The organism is Microbacterium sp. NPDC087589 (assembly GCF_044743635.1).
GTDB lineage: Bacteria > Actinomycetota > Actinomycetes > Actinomycetales > Microbacteriaceae > Microbacterium.
The window spans coordinates 17,393-34,320 of the sequence record NZ_JBIUWV010000008.1; the positions used below are offsets into that span (position 1 = coordinate 17,393).

The window sequence follows — 16,928 nt, forward strand, 5'->3', positions numbered from 1 at the left end:
CGATCTCCGGTCGTCAGCCGAGCAGCCGCACGAGCTCCAGCTCGTCGGCACGGGTCAGGCCCGCACGTCGCGTTCGGTCGACGCCGCGTTCGCGCTCGTCCGCGACGACAGCGGCGATCGTCTCGTCGATCGGGCGGAGTCCTCCCGCGGCATCCCGATACCTGGCGTTCGAGCGAGACATGAAACCGGGCATGTCGGCGGGCAGCCACAACGGCAGCGATCGCTCCCCCGCCCAGTGCTCGACGCCGTTCGCGGTCAGCCAGTCGTCATCCGCCACCGGCGTCTCCCCGATGTGCCCTGCCGCCTGCCGGATGGCGTCGAGTACTTCCGTCAGCGAATGCCGGTCACCGACCGCGTTGCTGACTCCTGTCGCCGAGGTCGTGGCGACGAACTCCGCCAGGTCATCGACGTCGATGACCTGCGCACTGCGTCCCTCCGAGCGAGGATGCAGCACGGGGCCATCCTCGGCCCGCAGGAACGCAGCAGCCCAGTAGCCGAACCGATCGCTCGGGTCGCCCTCGCCGACGATCAGGCCAGGACGCACGATCAGCGTCCGATCTCCGAGGGCACGCACGGCATCCTCGGCGGCGACCTTCTGCGGCCCGTACTCGTACTCATCTCCGGGGCCCGCCGGCCGATGCAACGGCGCGGACTCGTCCGCCCCGACCGTCTCATCGTCGGAGTATGCCGACACCGACGACACGTACGTCCACCGCGCGGCTCGATCGCCGAGCGCCTCGACCGCCGCCGCGACTTGTGCCGCGTTCGATGACACATCGATCACGTGGTCCCAGGCGCGACCCCGGACGGCATCGTACGCGTCAGCATCTCCCCGATCGGCCAGAACCAGGCTCGCCCCGTCCGGTGAGGGCCGTCCTCCCCTCGCGAGGCACAACACCGTCGCGCCGTCCACCAGCAGCCGTCTGGCGATGCGGCCGGACAACCAGCCGGTTCCGCCGAGGATGAGAACGTCGGTCATGGACCCATGCCACCACCTTCGCCGTGCGAAGGGAAGTGCCCTCCGCTCACGGCGGATGCCGGTTCACCGACTGCGGAGGTCGGACAGCCCCGCCAACTCCGGGACGGACCAGGAGGGATCAGGCCGCCAGTCGCACCATTCCGCGGCGAATGGCCAGTCCGCCTCACGGAACGACTCGATCGCGGCATCCGCGTGCCGCTCGATCTGCGCCGCCTGCTCGGAGGTGAGGCGTCCCTGCTCGACGGCCGCGATGAGCTCGTCCTCGTCCTTGAGGTGCACTCGACCATCCGGCTCGATCTCGACGTCGAGGATGTGGTCGGACGAGTATGTGTCACGATCGGTGCGCAGGTGCGCGTTCTCGAGGTTCACGTACCAGCCGGCGAACTGCCAGTCCGAACCGTTCGCCTCGCTCCAGAAGAGCCAGACCGACCACGCCGCACCCGCGGGCGCGATGCGGAGGATGCCGTTGCCCCACCATTCCTCGACGATCCGCGACCGCGGTTCGAGCCATCGCCGCTCGAGCGGGACCGTCCGGACGCGTTCTCCGGCAGGAGTGCCCTGCCCCTCCTGCAGCGTGCCCGGAGCGAGCCAGGCGACGAGACCCCGCTCGTCGTCGCGGACCACGCGCATGGGTGTGATCGTCGATGCGTCACCGGGCTGCCAGCCCGGCTTCCGGTAGTGCCAGGAGACCTGATCACCCGGGGTGAGGAACGGCCCCTCGCCCATCGCTCGGACGCCGTCGGGAACCGCCGCAGGAGTGCTGTGGGGAAGGATGCTCATCACGACACGGTACCCCGGGGCTCGCCGGGTTCAGGTCGGCTCGGCGGTGATGCGTGCAACAGCGGCACAGACGACGCACGCGAGCTGCACATCGAGTGCAGCCCGCGTGCGAATCGGTGCGCGCCGTGCGGTGTCAGTCGCGCAGCGTGGCGCCGAAGCGCTCGGACGCGACGGCGACCCCGGCGAGCTTCGCCTCGGTGGCCTCGGCAGCGGTGAGCGTGCGGTCGTCAGCGCGGAAGCGCAGCGCGAACGTCAGACTCTTCTCACCCTCGTCCACTCCCTCGCCGCGGTAGTCGTCTACGAGTCGAATCGCCTCGAGCAGTGCGCCCGCCCCTTCGGCCAGCGCGGCCTTGACCTCGCCGGCGGGGACGTCAGCCCCGAGCACGAGCGACACGTCCTGCGTGGCGGCGGGGAACGTCGACAGCGAGGCAGCGACAGCTCGGCCACCCCCCAGCGCGAGGATCTGGTCCAGATCGAGCTCGAGCACGGTCGCGCGACCCGGCAGGTCTGCTCCCGCTGCGACGTCGGGGTGGAGCTCTCCGACGTAGCCGACCTCGACGCCCCCGACCGACAGCACGCCGGTGCGCCCAGGATGCAGCGCCGCGCGCTGCCCCTGCGCCACCTCGATGTCGACCCCGGAAGCTGCCGCGATGACCCGGGCAGCGTCCAGTGCCTCCGACAGCCCTGCCGGTTCAGCCGCGCGAGCGGGCTGACGAGCAACGACATTGCCGGTGAGAAGCACGGCGACGTGACGGTGCTGCGGCGGGATGGACTCGTTCAGCGCGGCGAGGGTCTCGTCAGACGGACGCTCTCCGAGCGGCGGAACCGCATCGGTGCCGTACTCGACGCCGGGCTCGGGCAGGAACACGACTCCGGTCTCGAAGAGGGAGAGATCCGTGAGACCGCGCGAGATGTTGCGGTGCGCTGTCTGCAGCAGGCCGGGGATGAGCGAGCGCCGCAGGAACGGAGCAGAGCCATCGAGCGGGTTCGCGAGTCGGATGCCGGGCAGATGCTCCCCCGCCGCCGACCCGTGCAGGTCGTTGTCGGCTTCGGTGGTGAACGGGAACGACGGCGTCTCGACGAACCCGGCAGCCGCCAGCGCATCGGACACTCGACGACGACCCTGCTGGTGGGGGGTGAGCCCGCGGCCCGAGGGAGGCGTCGGCAGCACCGAGGGGATGCGGCCGAGGCCGTGGATGCGCGCGACCTCTTCGGCGAGAGACCACTTGTCGGTGAGGTCTGGGCGCCAGGTCGGCGGGATGACGGTCCACCCGGCATCCGAGTCCGACACCTCTGCGCCGATGGTGGTCAGCGCGCCCGTGATCTCGTCGTCGCTGTAGTCGACGCCGATGAGTCCCTGGACGAAGCCCTTCGGCAGGTCGATGTCGGCGACGAACACCTCGGCGAACAGGGCGCCGCCCTCTTCGGTGAGCGTGCCGCCGGCGAACTCGACCATCAGGTCGGCCGCGCGCCGCGCTGCGACGAACGGCACGAGCGGATCCACTCCGCGCTCGAAGCGCTTGGACGCCTCGCTGGGCAGCTTGTGGCGACGAGCGGTGCGGGCGATCGTGACCGGGTCGAAGGTCGCCGCCTCGATGAGCACGTTCCGCGTGGTGTCGCTCATCTCGGTGGTGCCGCCGCCCATGACACCGGCGAGGCCGATCGGACCCGACTCGTCGGTGATGAGCAGGTCCTCGACGTGGAGCTTGCGCTCCTGACCGTCGAGTGTCGTCATCTTCTCGCCCGGCGTGGCGCGGCGGACGGTGATGCCTCCGGCGAGCTTGTCGAGGTCGTATCCGTGCAGCGGCTGGCCGAGTTCGAGCATCACGTAGTTGGTGATGTCGATCAGGATCCCCAGTGAGCGCATGCCTGCGAGGGAGAGTCGGGCGATCATCCACGGCGGGGTCGGACGCGCAGGGTCGACATCGCGGACGACCCGCGTGACGAACTCGCTCGCCCCGACGTGCCCCCGAACCGGCGCGACGTCGTCGACGATCGCCGTGTGCCCGGTGCCGGGCTGGAGCTCGGCGAAGTCGCGATCCGCGGGGTCGCGGAACGTCGCGCCTGTCGCGTGAGAGTACTCGCGTGCCACTCCGCGCAGCGAGAACGCGTAGCCACGGTCAGGGGTGACGTTGATCTCGACGGCGACGTCGTCGAGTCCGAGCAGGCTGATCGCATCGGTGCCTACCGGGGCATCGATACCGAGATCCGCGAGCACCAGGATGCCGTTGTGTTCCTCGCCGAGGCCCAGCTCCCGCGCCGAGGCGATCATGCCGTCGGACACGTGACCGTAGGTCTTGCGCGCGGCGATCGGGAACGGCCCAGGCAGCACGGCACCCGGCAGGGTCACGACGACCTTGTCTCCGGCGACGAAGTTGTGCGCTCCGCAGACGATCCCGCGGATGCCGCCGTTCGCCTCGCCGACGTCGACCTGGCACCAGTTGATCGTCTTGCCGTTGGACTGCGGCTCAGCCTCGAGAGACACGACCTGTCCGACCACGACGGGACCCGAGAGCTCGAAGCGGTGGACGTCTTCTTCTTCGAAGCCGACGGTGACCATCGCCGCCAGGACATCCTCGGGCGTCGCATCCGCTGCCAGATCGACGTACTCACGCAACCACGAAAGCGGGACGCGCATCACACCACCATCCCGTACTGCTCGCTGAATCGGACATCGCCCTCTGCCATGTCACGCATGTCCTGGACGTCGCTGCGGAACATGAGTCCTCGCTCGACACCCATGCCGAAAGCGAAGCCGCTGTAGACGTCGGGGTCGATTCCCGCTGCACGCAGCACATTCGGGTTGATCATTCCGCAGCCGCCCCACTCGATCCAGCGAGCGCCCCCCTTGAAGGTCGGGTGCCACAGATCGAGCTCGGCCGACGGCTCGGTGAACGGGAAGAAGTTCGTGCGGAAGCGCGTCTTGGCCTCGGGTCCGAAGAGCTGACGCGCGACGTGGTCGAGCGTGCCCTTGAGGTGGGCCATCGAGATGCCCTTGTCGACGACGAGGCCCTCGAACTGCGTGAAGACCGGGAGATGCGTCGCGTCGAACTCGTCGGTGCGGTACACACGACCGGGGCACAGCACGTAGATCGGCACATCGCGGTCGAGCATCGAGCGCACCTGCACGGGGCTCGTGTGCGTGCGCATCACGAGGTGACGCGACGGCGGGTCGACGTAGAAGGTGTCCTGCTCCTGGCGAGCGGGGTGATCGACGTCGAAGTTCAGGGCGTCGAAGTTGAACCACTCGTGCTCGAGCTCAGGCCCTTCCGCGATCTCCCAGCCCATGCCGACGAAGATGTCGGAGATCTGCTCGCTGAGCAGAGTCAGCGGATGCCGCGCGCCGACGCGCGTGCGCGAGGGGACGGCGGTGATGTCGATGCGCTCGGATTCGAGACGGGCGGCGACCTCGGCGGCAGCGAGCGCCTCTTCTTTCGCTGCAAGCGCCTTCGTAACCTGTCCGCGACCCTGGCCGACGAGCTTGCCGAAGGCCGCCTTGTTCTCCGGGGCCACTTGGCGCATCGACGCGTTCAGGACGGCGAGCGGAGAACCGTCTGCGACATGAGCGGCTCTCGCCGCCTTCAGCTCGGTGGTATCGGCGGCAGCGTTGATCGCTTCGAGCGCGGCCGCGACGGCGGCTTCGACCGCTTCCGGGGTGATTTCGGGAGACTCAGACACGAGACACGAGTCTACCGGGGGTCGTGGATCACGATCTCACGCAGACTTTCGGCCCGCTTCGCGACGGCGCCTCAGACCTTGCCCGGGTCTCCGCCGCCCGCAGGTCCACCAAGGCCGCCGGCGCCACCACCACCGCCGAAGCCGCTGCCTCCCCGCTGCAGGGTGATCAATTCGGTGTCGGTGCCGTCGCCGTGCTGGCGAGGGTCCTCTGCCGCGTGGATCGCCTTCACCTTGGGCGAACGCCGAGTCTGGACCTCGACCCACTTGGCGATGCCCGACAGGATGAGGCACATGATGATGTAGATACCGCCGATGACGAAGGCCGACTGCAGGATAGGGCGTCCCTGCTGAGACGTCAGCTGCTTCGCGTAATACAGCAGTTCCGGGTAGGTGATGATGAAGCCGAGAGCGGTGTCCTTCATCGTCACGACCAGCTGGGCGACGATAACGGGCAGCATCGCCCGGATCGCCTGCGGCAGCAGGATGAGGCGCATCACGCCGCTCTTGCGGAGCCCGATCGCGTAGCCGGCCTCCTTCTGCCCGCGGGGCAGGGATTCGATGCCGGCACGCAGCACCTCGGCGAGGACGGAGCCGTTGTACGCCATCAGCGCGATCACGACGGCCCAATACGGCTCCATCTTGATGCCGACCACGGGAAGACCGTAGTAGAGCAGCATCATGAACACCAGCACCGGGACGGCCCGGAAGAGCTCGGTGATCACGGTCACAGGAATCCGCACCCACGCATGCTCCGAGAGCCGGCCGATCGCCAGCACGAAACCGAGGATGACGCTGAGGACGGCGGCCAGCGCGAAGGCGGCGAGGGTGTTGCCCAGTGCCTTGAAGATTCCCATCCACACGTTGGAGAACGTGAACACGAACCATTTCTCAGCCGAGAACTGGCCCGTCTCCACCATGCGGTAGACGATGAAGCCGACCGCCGCGAGAACGAGGACGATGGTGGCGGCCGCGAGCACCCGGTTGCGGGCGATCGCCCGGGGTCCGGGGACGTCGTACAGTACAGAGCTCATCGCGCGATCCTCCAACGGTTCTCGAGATATCGCTGCAGCCAGCTCAACAGCAGCACCAGAACGACGAACACGACGGCGACCCAGAGGAGGACCTCCATCGGGTTGCCCGGACGGTCGGCGGAGTCGTTGATCGTCGATCGCAGGGCCGCAAGCTCGGCGACCGAGAATCCGGCAGCGACGGTGGTGTTCTTGAGCAGGGCGATGAAGACGCTCATCATCGGCGGCACGACCGAGCGGAACGCCTGCGGCAGAATCACGAGGCCCATCACCTGGCCGAAGGGGAGCCCGATCGCCCGCGCGGCCTCAGCCTGGCCGACGGGGACCGTGTTGATTCCCGCCCGTAGCACCTCGGCCACGTAGGTCGCCGTGTAGATGCCGATGGCGAGGATGCCGAGTGTGAGATTCGAGAGGTCGGGCAGTCCGAGCTGCGGGTATCCGAAGATGAAGAAGAAGAACACGAGGGTGAGCGGAGTGTTGCGCACGATGTTCACGTACGCCGTGCCGACGCCGCGGGCGATGGGCACCGGGGCCACACGCATCGCCCCGACTACCAGGCCCAGGACCAGCGCGATGATCCCGCCTGCGAAGAACACGATCAGCGTGTTGCTGATCGCCTGGCCCCACAGGTCGAGGTTGCCGAAGATGACGTCCACGCCACCCTCCCTTCTTCAGAATGAGTGGGCGGCCTCCCTGAGGAGGCCGCCCATGTCGATCAGTACGCGTCGACCTCGGGCTGGTCGACCTCGATGCCGCTGGAACCGAGGTTCGCGTCGAAGATCGCCTGCCAGATGTCGCCGTTGTCGGTGAAGAGATCGTTGATGTGCGTCCGCAGGGCGTCGTCACCCTTCGTGAGGCCGACACCGTAGCGCTCCTCGGTGAAGAGTCCGCCGGTGACCTTCACGTCATCCGGGTACTGTGCTGCGTAGCCGATCAGGATCGCCTGGTCGGTGGTCACCGCGTCGACCTTGCCGTCGATGAGGTCCTGGACGCAGGCGGAGTACAGGTCGTACTCCTGCGTCTTGATGTCGGGGAAGTTCGCCTTGATGTTCTGGATCGGCGTCGAGCCGGTCGCAGAGCAGACGGTCTTGCCGTTGAAGTCCTCGAGCGCCTCCGCCTCGTCAGCATCAGCGGCGACCAGAAGTCCCTGGCCGGTGATGAAGTACGGGCCCGCGAAGTCGATGAGCTCCTTGCGCTTGTCGTTGATCGAATAGGTGCCTACGTAGTAGTCGATGTCACCGTTCGTGATCGCCTGCTCGCGGTTGGCGGAGGCGATCGGCTTGAACTCGATCTGGTCCTCGTCGTATCCGAGCGATGCGGCGATCCAGCGCGCGATGTCGACATCGAAGCCGGTGCGCTCACCCGTCGTGACATCGAGGTAGCCAAGACCGGGCTGGTCCTCCTTGACGCCGACGATGACGCCGTCGCGCTCCTGCATGGCGTCGAACGTCGGGCTGCCTTCGAGCTGGACGTCCTCAGCGACCTCGAACCAGGTGGAGTCCTCGCCCTCGTCACCGCCGGTTCCGGCGCCGGGGCTGGACGGGCTGCCGCTGTTGCAGGCGGTCAGGGCGAACAGCGCTACTGTCGCGATCCCGATTCCTGCCAGTGTCCGTGTGCGTCGCATGTGCGTCTCCTTCGTGTGCTGTGTGTGCAAAGGTCTGTTGAAGCCGGTCAGTGCGTGAGGAGCTTCGAGAGGAAGTCCTTGGCGCGGTCGCTCTTCGGATTGGTGAAGAACTCCTCGGGCGTCGCCTCTTCGACGATCTTCCCGTCTGCCATGAAGACGACTCGGTTCGCGGCCTTGCGGGCGAAGCCCATCTCATGGGTCACGACGATCATGGTCATGCCGTCGCGGGCGAGCTCGACCATGACATCGAGCACCTCGTTGATCATCTCGGGGTCGAGCGCGCTGGTGGGCTCGTCGAAGAGCATGACCTTGGGCTGCATGGCGAGGGCGCGGGCGATCGCGACGCGCTGCTGCTGCCCTCCCGAGAGCTGGGCGGGAAGCTTGGAAGCCTGCTGAGCGACACCCACGCGATCGAGGAGCATCATCGCCTCCTTCTCGGCATCCGCCTTCTTCAGCCCCCGGACCTTGATCGGGCCGAGCGTGATGTTCTCGAGGATCGTGAGGTGCGCGAAGAGGTTGAACGACTGGAACACCATGCCGACGTCTGCTCTCAGGTGAGCAAGCCCCTTGCCCTCGGCGGGGAGCGCCTTGCCGTCGATGCTGATCGTTCCGCTCGTGATCGTCTCGAGTCGGTTGATCGTGCGACACAGGGTCGACTTGCCCGAACCGGAGGGACCGATCACGACAACGACCTCACCGGCGTTCACCGTGAGGTCGATATCCGTGAGTGCCTGGAAGTCGCCATAGTGCTTCTGGACGTTGTCGACAACGACGAGAGGCTTACCGGTGGTCATCATTTCTCCAAACTAGCCAGGTCGAACACGTGGCTCCAGACAGGCGGGTCGACATTTACACGTTCGTAACCACGCAGAGAGGCCGATCCCGTCCCAGAGCCGGAGTGCCCCACGGTCCGCCCCCGCGGACCGTGGGGGCGTCCCTGCTGCTCCGTCCCTCCCCCGAGTAGAACGTCGCAGCAAGCCTCCGACCGGATCCGACCGCAGGACGCTTCCGGAGAACGACCGAAAGCGCGCCCGAGTGAAGGGCGTGGGCTCAGTGGCATCTGAATTCTCCGTCGAATCGAGTGCGATCGACCACCACATTGGCAGAGCGGCATGCCGGCATGAGACTTCTTGAGGATTTCTTGAGGCCTCAGTCGCGCTGATCTCGGTAGTACTCGATCGCGCCGGGATGCAGGTCGACCGGCCCCGTGAAGATCGCCTGCCTGCGGTCGAGCAGGGAAGCGACCGGCACCCGCTGCGCGATCTCCGCGCGGGCGTCGAAGAGGCTCGCGAGGACGTCTCGCACGACGCCGTCCGGAGTGTCGGACGACGTGACCAGATAGTTCGGGACCGCCATCGTCGGCGCCGACTCCTCGAGTCCATAGAGCCCGACAGGGAAGTCGGATGGACGGTAGGCATCGGAATAGCGCGCGTTGATCTCTGCGACCCAGGTCTGCTCCACCGGCACCAGCCGCACGGGGGTGGTCTTCGCCAACTCGGCGATGCCAGGCGTCGGGATGCCGCCGACCCAGAAGAATCCGTCGATTCCCGACCTCTCGAGCGCGCTGATCGACTCGCCGAGGTCCATCTGCGGATCCGTGATCGTCGCGATCTCGACCTCTGCGGCATCGAGGGCTCGTGCGGCGATGACATTGACGCCCGAGTTCTCCGCGCCCAGCGACACGGTCTTGCCCGCGAGGTCACCGAGTTCCACGATCTCCGAGTCGGCGCGCACGACCACGTGGAGATACTCGTCGTACAGGCGGGCCACGGCCTGCACCGGCAGCGCCTCGTCGAACGCGCCGGCCCCCGCGACCGCGTCTGCTGCGGCATCTCCCTGCGCGAAGCCCAGGAGAGCCTCCCCCGAGCTCACCCGCAGAAGGTTGTCGACCGACCCGGCGGTCTCGGCCACAGCCACGCGGACGCCGAGCGACTCCGACAGCTCGCGAGCGACCTCTGCACCGTAGGCGTAGTAGACCCCATTGGATCCTCCTCCGGCGATCGCGTACTGGGAGTCACCCCAATCGGTCGAGCGAGCGCTGCATGCGCTGCTCGCGCCCGCGATCACGAGCACCGCCGCCGCGGCTGCGACCCTGCGCCACCGTTCGCGCCGCAGGCCACGCCCGCTCATCCTGCAGCTCCGTCCGGCAGCAACAGCGAGACCAGCAGTCCGCCGTCCTCCGGCGTGTCTACTCTCAGCTCCCCGCCGATCGCTTCCAGGAGGTCGGTGGCGATCGCCAGGCCGAGCCCTGAACCAGGAACCCCACCGCTGTCGTCGCTCCGCCAGAATCGGTCGGCGGCGTTCGCTGCCTGCTCGCGCGTGAGCCCCGGCCCGTGATCGCGGACCGTCAGCATGCAGAGCCCGTCGCTGCGGTGCGCTCCGATCTCGACGACCGCGTCGGCGGGAGAGAACTTCACCGCGTTGTCGATGACCGCGTCGAGCGCGCTCTCGACGATCGTGCGGTCCGTGACGCTCATCACGGGGTCGGCTCCCGTCGAGAGTGTCCGGATCCCCCGCTGAGAGGCCACCTCGCTCCAGGCGTCGGCGCGTCGGGCCGCCAGCGTCGTCAGATCGACGACCGAGATCGTGGTGTCGGAGCGTCCGCCTCGTGCGAGACCGAGGAGCGTCTCGAGAATTCGCGCCATGCGGCGCCCCTCCTCCCTCGTCTCCTCGACGTCGTCCTTCCAGTCGTCGTCGAGGCCGGTCGAGAGATGCTCGACGCGCAGAAGCAGAGCGTTGAGCGGGTTGCGGAGTTCGTGCGAGGCGTTCAGCGCGAACTCCTGCTGACGGGTCATGACGCGCTCGATCTCATCCGCCATGCCGTTGAAGACGCGGGTCATGCGGCGCAGTTCGGGAGGACCGGTGTCCTCCGCGACCCTGGCATCCATCTCGCCCCGCTCGATGGCGATCATCGCCTCATCGAGACGGCGCACCGGAGAGAGCACCCACTTGGCGAGCTGGAACACGAGCAGCACGCCCAGCCCGATCGACACCGTCGACACGGCAGTGAGCACGAGGATCTGCCGCAGGATCTCCGTCCTCGGCGCCTCGACATCGGCGGAGAGCATGACGGCACCGATGACGTCGCCGTCATCGAAGACCGGCTCGACGAGCGAGAAGTCCGCGGCGATCCAGGGGAACACCGGCTCGGGAGCTTCAGCCCGCCGACCCGAGAGCGCGAGACCGACGCGTGCGGCATCGTCGTCGGGCAGCACTTCGGCCGCGTCATCTCCCGACGCCCACACGCCGCCGGCGAGATCGAACACGACGACGTCGATTGCGTACACCTCGTGGAATCGCCGGACCTCGGCCTCGATCACCGTGGCACTCCCCGATCGCAACGCCTGTCGCGCGCTCGTCACGAAGTACCCCAGGTCACCGAGTTGCTCGGTGTAGAACGCCTGCTGGATGCTGCGGGTCGCACTCCAGGCCGTCGCACCGCCCAGTGACAGAAGGATCGCGACGAGCGGCACGAGGAACACGACGACCAGACGTCTGCGCATCGACCGCTACCCGGCCAGCCGGTAGCCGACACCGCGCACGGTCTCGATCAGATGACGCTGGCCCGCCTTCTTGCGGATCGCGCCGACATGCACCTCGAGAGAGTGTCCGAACCCGCGCCAGTCGGTGTTCCAGACCTCGCGGATGAGGCGCTCCTTCGGCACGGCCACCCCGGGGTAACGCGCGAGCACCGCCACGATGTCGAACTCCTTGCGAGTGAGCTCGATCGGAGCCCGTTCGATGAGCACCTGTCGGGCTACGAGGTCGATCTCCACATCACCGTCCTGCAGCCGCACCCGCGCCTCGGACTCCGGCCGCACCGGCCTCGAACGTCGAGTGACTGCTTCGATACGAGCCAGGAGCTCGTGCACGTCGTACGGCTTGACGACGAAGTCATCGGCCCCGGCCCGCAGCCCTCTGATGCGCTCGGCGACCTGGTTGCGCGCTGTGACGATGACGATCGGCACCTCGGAGCGGCCGCGGATCCGGCGGCAGAGATCGATGCCGTCGACATCCGGCAGACCGAGATCGAGGAGCACGACCTCGGTGTCCGCGCCCAGCTTCTGCAGGGCGGACGCGCCGTCTGCCGCGCGTACGGTCGCGTATCCGGATCGCGCGAGGAATGCCTCGAGTGCGGCGGCGACGCGCTCGTCGTCCTCCACGATCAGAATCTGCATCGACCCTGGATCCCCTTCTCCGCTCGAGCCGGGACAAACCTACCAGCAGGGCGAGACACCGGCCCGGCCGGCTGCGATCAGGCGGAGGATGCCGCCCGCTGCGAGAAGGCGCTCTCATAGAGGCAGACGCTCGCGGCGGTGGCCAGGTTCAACGACTCGGCTCGTCCGAAGATCGGCAGCTTCAGCACTCGATCGGCCTGGGCGAGCGCTTCCTCTTCGAGCCCGCGGGCCTCGTTGCCGAACAACCAGGCCGTCGGCTCCGCGAGGACTCCGTCCGCGCGTGCGCGAAGAAGATCGTCGCCCTTCACGTCCGCAGCGAGGATCTGGAGACCGGCAGCGTGCGCCTTCTCGACGACATCAGGGAGCTCGGCTCCCACCGACACGGGCAGGTGGAACAGCGAGCCCGTCGTGGCACGAACGACCTTCGGGTTGTACGGGTCGACCGTGCGCCCGGTGAGGACGACCGCATCCGCGCCCGCGGCGTCGGCGGCCCTGATGATCGTGCCGAGGTTTCCCGGGTCCCTGATCTCCTCACAGATCGCCACGAGCCGCGGAGACCCCGCGAAGATGTCGCGCACCGAGGTGGGTGCCTGCCGGACGACCGCGACCAGTCCCTGAGGCGTGACCGTGTCGGCCATCGCGTTCAGCACATACTCGGTCACGTGCTCGACGTCGATGCCGGCATCCGATGCCTTCGTGCGGATGTCCGGATGCTTCTCCCAGCCGGTCGGCGTCGCGAACAGCTCGACGATCGCCTCGGGGCTGTACGTCAGCGCCTCTCGAACAGCCTGCGGCCCTTCGAGCAGGTAGAGCCCTGTCTCCGCTCGCGCACTGCGCTTGGTCAGCTTGGCGACGGCACGGACTCGGGGCGAACGGGGGTTCTCCAGCACGTTCACAGTCTAGAGAACGGCAGAGCTGTTCCTGCGCAAACGCCCGGCGAACGACAGAGGACGCCCTCCCGAAGGAGAGCGTCCTCTGTGGTGAAGAGCTGCTTACGCAGCGGACTTCGGAGCGTTGACGTCAGAGGGCAGAGCCTTCTTCGCCGTCTCGACCAGCGTCGTGAAGGTCGCTGCGTCGTTGACCGCGAGGTCGGCGAGCATACGACGGTCGACGGTGACACCCGCGAGACCGAGGCCCTGGATGAAGCGGTTGTACGTGATGCCGTTCTGGCGTGCAGCAGCGTTGATGCGCTGGATCCAGAGGCGGCGGAAGTCGCCCTTGCGCTTGCGACGGTCACGGTACGAGTAGACCAGCGAGTGGATGACCTGCTCTTTGGCCTTGCGGTACAGGCGCGAACGCTGACCGCGGTAACCCTTTGCGCGCTCGAGGATGACCCGACGCTTCTTGTGGGCGTTTACCGCCCGCTTGACTCTTGCCATTTTCCTGTGTTCCTATTCGTGCGTCGGGCGCGTCAGCGGCCGAGAAGCTTCTTGGCCGTCTTGGTGTCAGCCTTCGAGAGCACCTGGTCCTGGTTCAGACGACGGGTACGCCGGCTCGACTTGTGCTCGAGGTTGTGGCGCATACCGGCCTGCTGCTTCTTCAGCTTGCCGCTGCCGGTGATCTTGAAGCGCTTCTTAGCACCCGAGTGGGTCTTCTGCTTCGGCATCTTCTCTTCCTTCGTATGGCGCCTTCTCAGGCGACGGTGTCAACCCGCGGTGCGGGAGTCTGTGGGCGGGAGTTACTCCGCTGCGGCCTCGGCCGGTGCGTCAGTGTCGCTCTTGGCTTCGCGGGCAGCCTGCTTGTTCGCTGCGCGCTGGGCGTCACGAACCGCGTTCTGCTCCTGCTTGGCCTCGGACTTGCTCTTGAGCGGAGCCACGATCATGACCATGTTGCGACCATCGATGGTCGGGTTCGACTCGACCGTTCCGAGTTCGGCGACATCCTCGGCGAACTTGCGGAGAAGGCGAACGCCCTGCTCGGGGCGCGACTGCTCGCGGCCGCGGAACAGGATCATCGCCTTGACCTTGTCGCCCGCCTTGAGGAAGCCCTCGGCGCGCTTGAGCTTGGTCGTGTAGTCGTGCGCCTCGATCTTCAGGCGGAAGCGGACCTCCTTGAGAATGGTGTTCGCCTGGTTGCGGCGAGCCTCCTTCTCCTTCTGGGCGGCTTCGTACTTGAACTTGCCGTAGTCCATGATCTTGACCACGGGCGGCTTCGAGTTCGGTGCGACCTCGACGAGGTCGAGGTCGGCTTCCTGCGCAAGGCGCAGCGCCGCCTCGATGCGGACGACGCCGATCTGCTCACCCGCGGGGCCGACGAGGCGGACCTCGGGGACGCGGATGCGCTCATTGGTGCGGGGATCGCTGATGCGTAACTCCTTAGACGATGGGATTCAGCCACCAGGACGCAGTCAGCATCCCGGGCGAAATCAGAATCGTCCCCACCCGCCGGCATTCAGACGCCGGCTCCGCACCCTACCTGCCGGATGAGTCTGACGACACGATCCGGTGGAGTGCAAGACCCGGTAGCCTGGAACGGCAAGCGCGGGTGGGAAGTGAATCCTCTTTCGTACCGGAGCATGACGCTCCGGAGCCCGACACAGTCTAACAGAAGGCAAGGCGAAGTGACGAACCAGGCATCGGATGAGGCTGCACGTGAGCGCGAAGAGCGCTGGGCACGGCAGGAGGAGGCGGCGTCTTCCGCCACTCGGGACATCGCAGACGTCCCGGCCGTCGAGGTGATCACGACTGCGGCAGTGCACCTCATGAGCGCGGCAGCGGTGAAGCTCGGCCTCGCCGACGACCCGCATGCGGCAGAGCAGCTCGATCTCGACGAGGCTCGCAAGCTGATCAACTCGCTGGCGGGCCTGATCACCGCCGGCGCACCGGAGATCAGCGACATGCATGCACGTTCGTTGCGCGACGGGTTGCGCTCGTTGCAGCTCGCGTTCCGCGAGGCATCGACCATCCCCGACCCGATCGGCAAGGGTCCGGGCGAGAAGTGGACCGGGCCGGTCAACTAGCGACCCGCTCTGCTCCGGCCCCGGCCGGCCGGCGACATCGCCGCGCCGGTCAGGCCGAGCGGCGGAGCTTCACGGTCAGCGAATCGGCGAGCACCGCGATGCGGTCGTCTGACGCCCAGCGCTGGGCCAGACGCGCGAGCACGGCATCGAGCACTTCGCGTTCGAGGCCATCGACGAGCTCAAGGATCACAATCAACTCGGGGCCGCGCAGGCGCGCGTCGGGGTCGCCCGGTGCGACAGACACGTCGATCACCGCGAGCTCGTGCGCGACGCTCTCCTGCAGAGCGGTGAAGACCTCGGGCGAGAGGAAGCTCGGCTCCCACGCATGCCCCTGCGCGATCGCCCATACCGCCGGACGCCGGAAGACGAACTCGGTCTCCGACGTCGGGTCGAGCACGATCAGGTCGGTGTCCTCGGCGGATGCCGCGAGCGCGGCGCGCGTCGCATCGACCGGGATCGGGCGTGCCGTCGCATCCCACCGCTGCATCGCCTCGACGGACGAGAAGACCGGCTGCACACGGCGGCCGTCAGGAGCGGCCACCGTCACGATCGACAGTTCCTGCGTCTTGTCGACGGCGAGCCCGCTGGGCGCCACCCCCTCTTCGCCCTTCTCGGCGATGAGCGGTATCAGCACCCGCGCACTGCGGAAAGCGTCGACCACCTCGCTCTGAGCACCATCTCCCGCTCGGAAGCGCAGAAGGGCATCGAGGAGCGCCGGGTCGGCGGAGCCGTCGTCGCCCGCGTGCGGATTCGACTCGAAACTGCGCCCCTCCCAGGGGACCCCGGCGGAGTCGCCGTGGTTCGCCGCGGCGGATTCAGGCGAGCCGGGTTCGTGCGGACCGTGGCTGCAGGCGTCGTCAGTCCCCTGCGACATCCAGGGCCTCAGCCAGCGTGAACGCTCCGGCGTACAGAGCCTTGCCGACGATCGCGCCCTCTACTCCGAGCGGAACGAGTTCGCGGAGCGCGGCGATGTCGTCGAGGTTCGCGATACCACCCGATGCGACGACAGGCTTCGGGGTGCGAGAGGTCATCTCGCGGAGAAGTTCGAGGTTCGGGCCCTTGAGTGTTCCGTCCTTCGTGACATCGGTCACGACGTAACGGCTGCAGCCGGCATCCTCGAGGCGCTCGAGAACCTCCCAGAGGTCCCCTCCCTCCTTGGTCCAGCCGCGGGCGGCGAGCGTGGTGCCGCGGACGTCGAGCCCCACGGCGATCGCCTCGCCGAAGCGGCCGATCACGTCAGCCGCCCACTCGGGGTTCTCCAGCGCAGCCGTGCCCAGGTTGATGCGGCTCGCGCCGCTTTCGAGGGCCGCCTCGAGCGTCGCGTCATCGCGGATACCGCCCGACAACTCGACATTGACGTTCTTGAACTGCTTGATGACCTTGCGCAGGATCGGGGCATTGCTGCCGCGTCCGAAGGCTGCATCGAGGTCGACGAGGTGAATCCACTTCGCTCCCTGCGAGACCCACTCCCCTGCGGCGTCGAGTGGATCACCGTAACTGGTCTCGGTGCCGGCCTCACCCTGGGTGAGACGGACTGCCTTGCCCCCGGCGACATCGACGGCGGGGAGCAGAGTGAGAGAAGGAGACTGCGCGAAGTCGTTCATGACGTCCTCAGGTGAGATGGAGAGCCGATTCACCGGCACGAGAGTCGACACTAGCCCGCGTATCGGCCCGCTCCAAAACGATGACAGCAGAGAACAGC

General features: G+C 67.4%; 18 protein-coding genes. 1 reads left to right on the forward strand and 17 read right to left on the reverse strand.

Annotation, left to right across the window (positions count from 1 at the left end; translation table 11 throughout):
• Positions 1-13: 13 nt before the first annotated feature.
• The 15 genes from ACIOU8_RS15635 to infC form a co-directional block, all read right to left on the reverse strand.
• Complete coding sequence (locus ACIOU8_RS15635) at positions 14-979, reverse strand: NAD-dependent epimerase/dehydratase family protein (protein WP_400791390.1); 966 nt, start codon at positions 977-979, stop codon at positions 14-16.
• A 63-nt stretch (positions 980-1,042) separates the two neighbouring features.
• Positions 1,043-1,759 carry a DUF402 domain-containing protein gene (locus ACIOU8_RS15640; protein ID WP_400791393.1) on the reverse strand — a complete coding sequence of 239 codons (717 nt, stop codon included), beginning with the start codon at positions 1,757-1,759 and terminating at the stop codon, positions 1,043-1,045.
• A 133-nt stretch (positions 1,760-1,892) separates the two neighbouring features.
• Positions 1,893-4,397, reverse strand: coding sequence for a phenylalanine--tRNA ligase subunit beta (gene pheT / locus ACIOU8_RS15645; RefSeq protein WP_400791396.1), 2,505 nt, complete (start codon positions 4,395-4,397; stop codon positions 1,893-1,895).
• The gene (gene pheS, locus ACIOU8_RS15650; RefSeq protein WP_400791399.1) at positions 4,397-5,437 is read right to left on the reverse strand and encodes a phenylalanine--tRNA ligase subunit alpha; all 1,041 of its coding nucleotides are present in this window, start codon (positions 5,435-5,437) and stop codon (positions 4,397-4,399) included. Before pheS ends, pheT begins: the two co-directional genes overlap by 1 nt.
• 71 nt (positions 5,438-5,508) lie before the next feature.
• Positions 5,509-6,468: an amino acid ABC transporter permease gene (locus ACIOU8_RS15655; protein ID WP_400791402.1), complete on the reverse strand. Its 960-nt coding sequence runs from the start codon at positions 6,466-6,468 to the stop codon at positions 5,509-5,511.
• Positions 6,465-7,121: an amino acid ABC transporter permease gene (locus tag ACIOU8_RS15660; protein ID WP_400791405.1), complete on the reverse strand. Its 657-nt coding sequence runs from the start codon at positions 7,119-7,121 to the stop codon at positions 6,465-6,467. The genes ACIOU8_RS15655 and ACIOU8_RS15660 overlap by 4 nt, the downstream gene beginning before the upstream one ends.
• A 59-nt stretch (positions 7,122-7,180) precedes the next feature.
• Positions 7,181-8,089 carry a glutamate ABC transporter substrate-binding protein gene (locus ACIOU8_RS15665; protein WP_400791408.1) on the reverse strand — a complete coding sequence of 303 codons (909 nt, stop codon included), beginning with the start codon at positions 8,087-8,089 and terminating at the stop codon, positions 7,181-7,183.
• 47 nt (positions 8,090-8,136) lie between these two features.
• Positions 8,137-8,886: an amino acid ABC transporter ATP-binding protein gene (locus tag ACIOU8_RS15670; RefSeq protein WP_400791411.1), complete on the reverse strand. Its 750-nt coding sequence runs from the start codon at positions 8,884-8,886 to the stop codon at positions 8,137-8,139.
• A 352-nt stretch (positions 8,887-9,238) separates the two neighbouring features.
• Positions 9,239-10,219 carry a TAXI family TRAP transporter solute-binding subunit gene (locus tag ACIOU8_RS15675; RefSeq protein WP_400791414.1) on the reverse strand — a complete coding sequence of 327 codons (981 nt, stop codon included), beginning with the start codon at positions 10,217-10,219 and terminating at the stop codon, positions 9,239-9,241.
• Complete coding sequence (locus ACIOU8_RS15680) at positions 10,216-11,592, reverse strand: ATP-binding protein (RefSeq protein WP_400791417.1); 1,377 nt, start codon at positions 11,590-11,592, stop codon at positions 10,216-10,218. Before ACIOU8_RS15680 ends, ACIOU8_RS15675 begins: the two co-directional genes overlap by 4 nt.
• A gap of 6 nt (positions 11,593-11,598) precedes the next feature.
• On the reverse strand, positions 11,599-12,267 hold the full coding sequence (locus ACIOU8_RS15685) for a response regulator transcription factor (protein ID WP_400791420.1): 669 nt from the start codon (positions 12,265-12,267) through the stop codon (positions 11,599-11,601).
• 77 nt (positions 12,268-12,344) lie between these two features.
• Positions 12,345-13,157, reverse strand: coding sequence for a TrmH family RNA methyltransferase (locus tag ACIOU8_RS15690; RefSeq protein ID WP_400791423.1), 813 nt, complete (start codon positions 13,155-13,157; stop codon positions 12,345-12,347).
• Between the two features lie 102 nt (positions 13,158-13,259).
• On the reverse strand, positions 13,260-13,646 hold the full coding sequence (rplT, locus tag ACIOU8_RS15695; RefSeq protein WP_029262486.1) for a 50S ribosomal protein L20: 387 nt from the start codon (positions 13,644-13,646) through the stop codon (positions 13,260-13,262).
• A gap of 32 nt (positions 13,647-13,678) precedes the next feature.
• Positions 13,679-13,873: a 50S ribosomal protein L35 gene (rpmI, locus tag ACIOU8_RS15700; protein WP_036278714.1), complete on the reverse strand. Its 195-nt coding sequence runs from the start codon at positions 13,871-13,873 to the stop codon at positions 13,679-13,681.
• A 72-nt stretch (positions 13,874-13,945) separates the two neighbouring features.
• Entirely contained in the window at positions 13,946-14,596 is a 651-nt protein-coding gene (gene infC, locus ACIOU8_RS15705) for a translation initiation factor IF-3 (protein ID WP_079113185.1), read from the reverse strand.
• Positions 14,597-14,827: 231 nt separating this feature from the next.
• Between infC and ACIOU8_RS15710 the strand changes: the two genes are divergently transcribed.
• Positions 14,828-15,226, forward strand: a complete 399-nt coding sequence (locus ACIOU8_RS15710) for a DUF1844 domain-containing protein (RefSeq protein WP_042536542.1) — start codon at positions 14,828-14,830, stop codon at positions 15,224-15,226.
• Positions 15,227-15,275: 49 nt separating this feature from the next.
• Here ACIOU8_RS15710 and ACIOU8_RS15715 read toward each other — a convergent pair whose 3' ends face one another.
• Positions 15,276-16,100, reverse strand: a complete 825-nt coding sequence (locus tag ACIOU8_RS15715; RefSeq protein ID WP_400791429.1) for an SseB family protein — start codon at positions 16,098-16,100, stop codon at positions 15,276-15,278.
• A complete protein-coding gene (priA, locus tag ACIOU8_RS15720; RefSeq protein ID WP_400791907.1) occupies positions 16,084-16,830 on the reverse strand; it encodes a bifunctional 1-(5-phosphoribosyl)-5-((5-phosphoribosylamino)methylideneamino)imidazole-4-carboxamide isomerase/phosphoribosylanthranilate isomerase PriA in 747 nt (248 codons plus the stop codon). Before priA ends, ACIOU8_RS15715 begins: the two co-directional genes overlap by 17 nt.
• Between the last annotated feature and the right edge of the window lie 98 nt (positions 16,831-16,928).

Excerpts from the sequence above, each read along its gene's own strand:
- ACIOU8_RS15675 (WP_400791414.1), bottom strand. The coding sequence starts at position 10,219 with ATGAGCGGGCGTGGCCTGCGGCGCGAACGGTGGCGCAGGGTCGCAGCC.
- ACIOU8_RS15655 (WP_400791402.1), bottom strand. The coding sequence starts at position 6,468 with ATGAGCTCTGTACTGTACGACGTCCCCGGACCCCGGGCGATCGCCCGC.
- ACIOU8_RS15670 (WP_400791411.1), bottom strand. The coding sequence starts at position 8,886 with ATGATGACCACCGGTAAGCCTCTCGTCGTTGTCGACAACGTCCAGAAG.
- pheT (WP_400791396.1), bottom strand. The coding sequence starts at position 4,397 with ATGCGCGTCCCGCTTTCGTGGTTGCGTGAGTACGTCGATCTGGCAGCG.
- ACIOU8_RS15685 (WP_400791420.1), bottom strand. The coding sequence starts at position 12,267 with ATGCAGATTCTGATCGTGGAGGACGACGAGCGCGTCGCCGCCGCACTC.
- ACIOU8_RS15635 (WP_400791390.1), bottom strand. The coding sequence starts at position 979 with ATGACCGACGTTCTCATCCTCGGCGGAACCGGCTGGTTGTCCGGCCGC.
- ACIOU8_RS15665 (WP_400791408.1), bottom strand. The coding sequence starts at position 8,089 with ATGCGACGCACACGGACACTGGCAGGAATCGGGATCGCGACAGTAGCG.
- ACIOU8_RS15680 (WP_400791417.1), bottom strand. The coding sequence starts at position 11,592 with ATGCGCAGACGTCTGGTCGTCGTGTTCCTCGTGCCGCTCGTCGCGATC.
- priA (WP_400791907.1), bottom strand. The coding sequence starts at position 16,830 with ATGAACGACTTCGCGCAGTCTCCTTCTCTCACTCTGCTCCCCGCCGTC.
- rplT (WP_029262486.1), bottom strand. The coding sequence starts at position 13,646 with ATGGCAAGAGTCAAGCGGGCGGTAAACGCCCACAAGAAGCGTCGGGTC.
- ACIOU8_RS15640 (WP_400791393.1), bottom strand. The coding sequence starts at position 1,759 with ATGAGCATCCTTCCCCACAGCACTCCTGCGGCGGTTCCCGACGGCGTC.
- rpmI (WP_036278714.1), bottom strand. The coding sequence starts at position 13,873 with ATGCCGAAGCAGAAGACCCACTCGGGTGCTAAGAAGCGCTTCAAGATC.
- ACIOU8_RS15715 (WP_400791429.1), bottom strand. The coding sequence starts at position 16,100 with ATGTCGCAGGGGACTGACGACGCCTGCAGCCACGGTCCGCACGAACCC.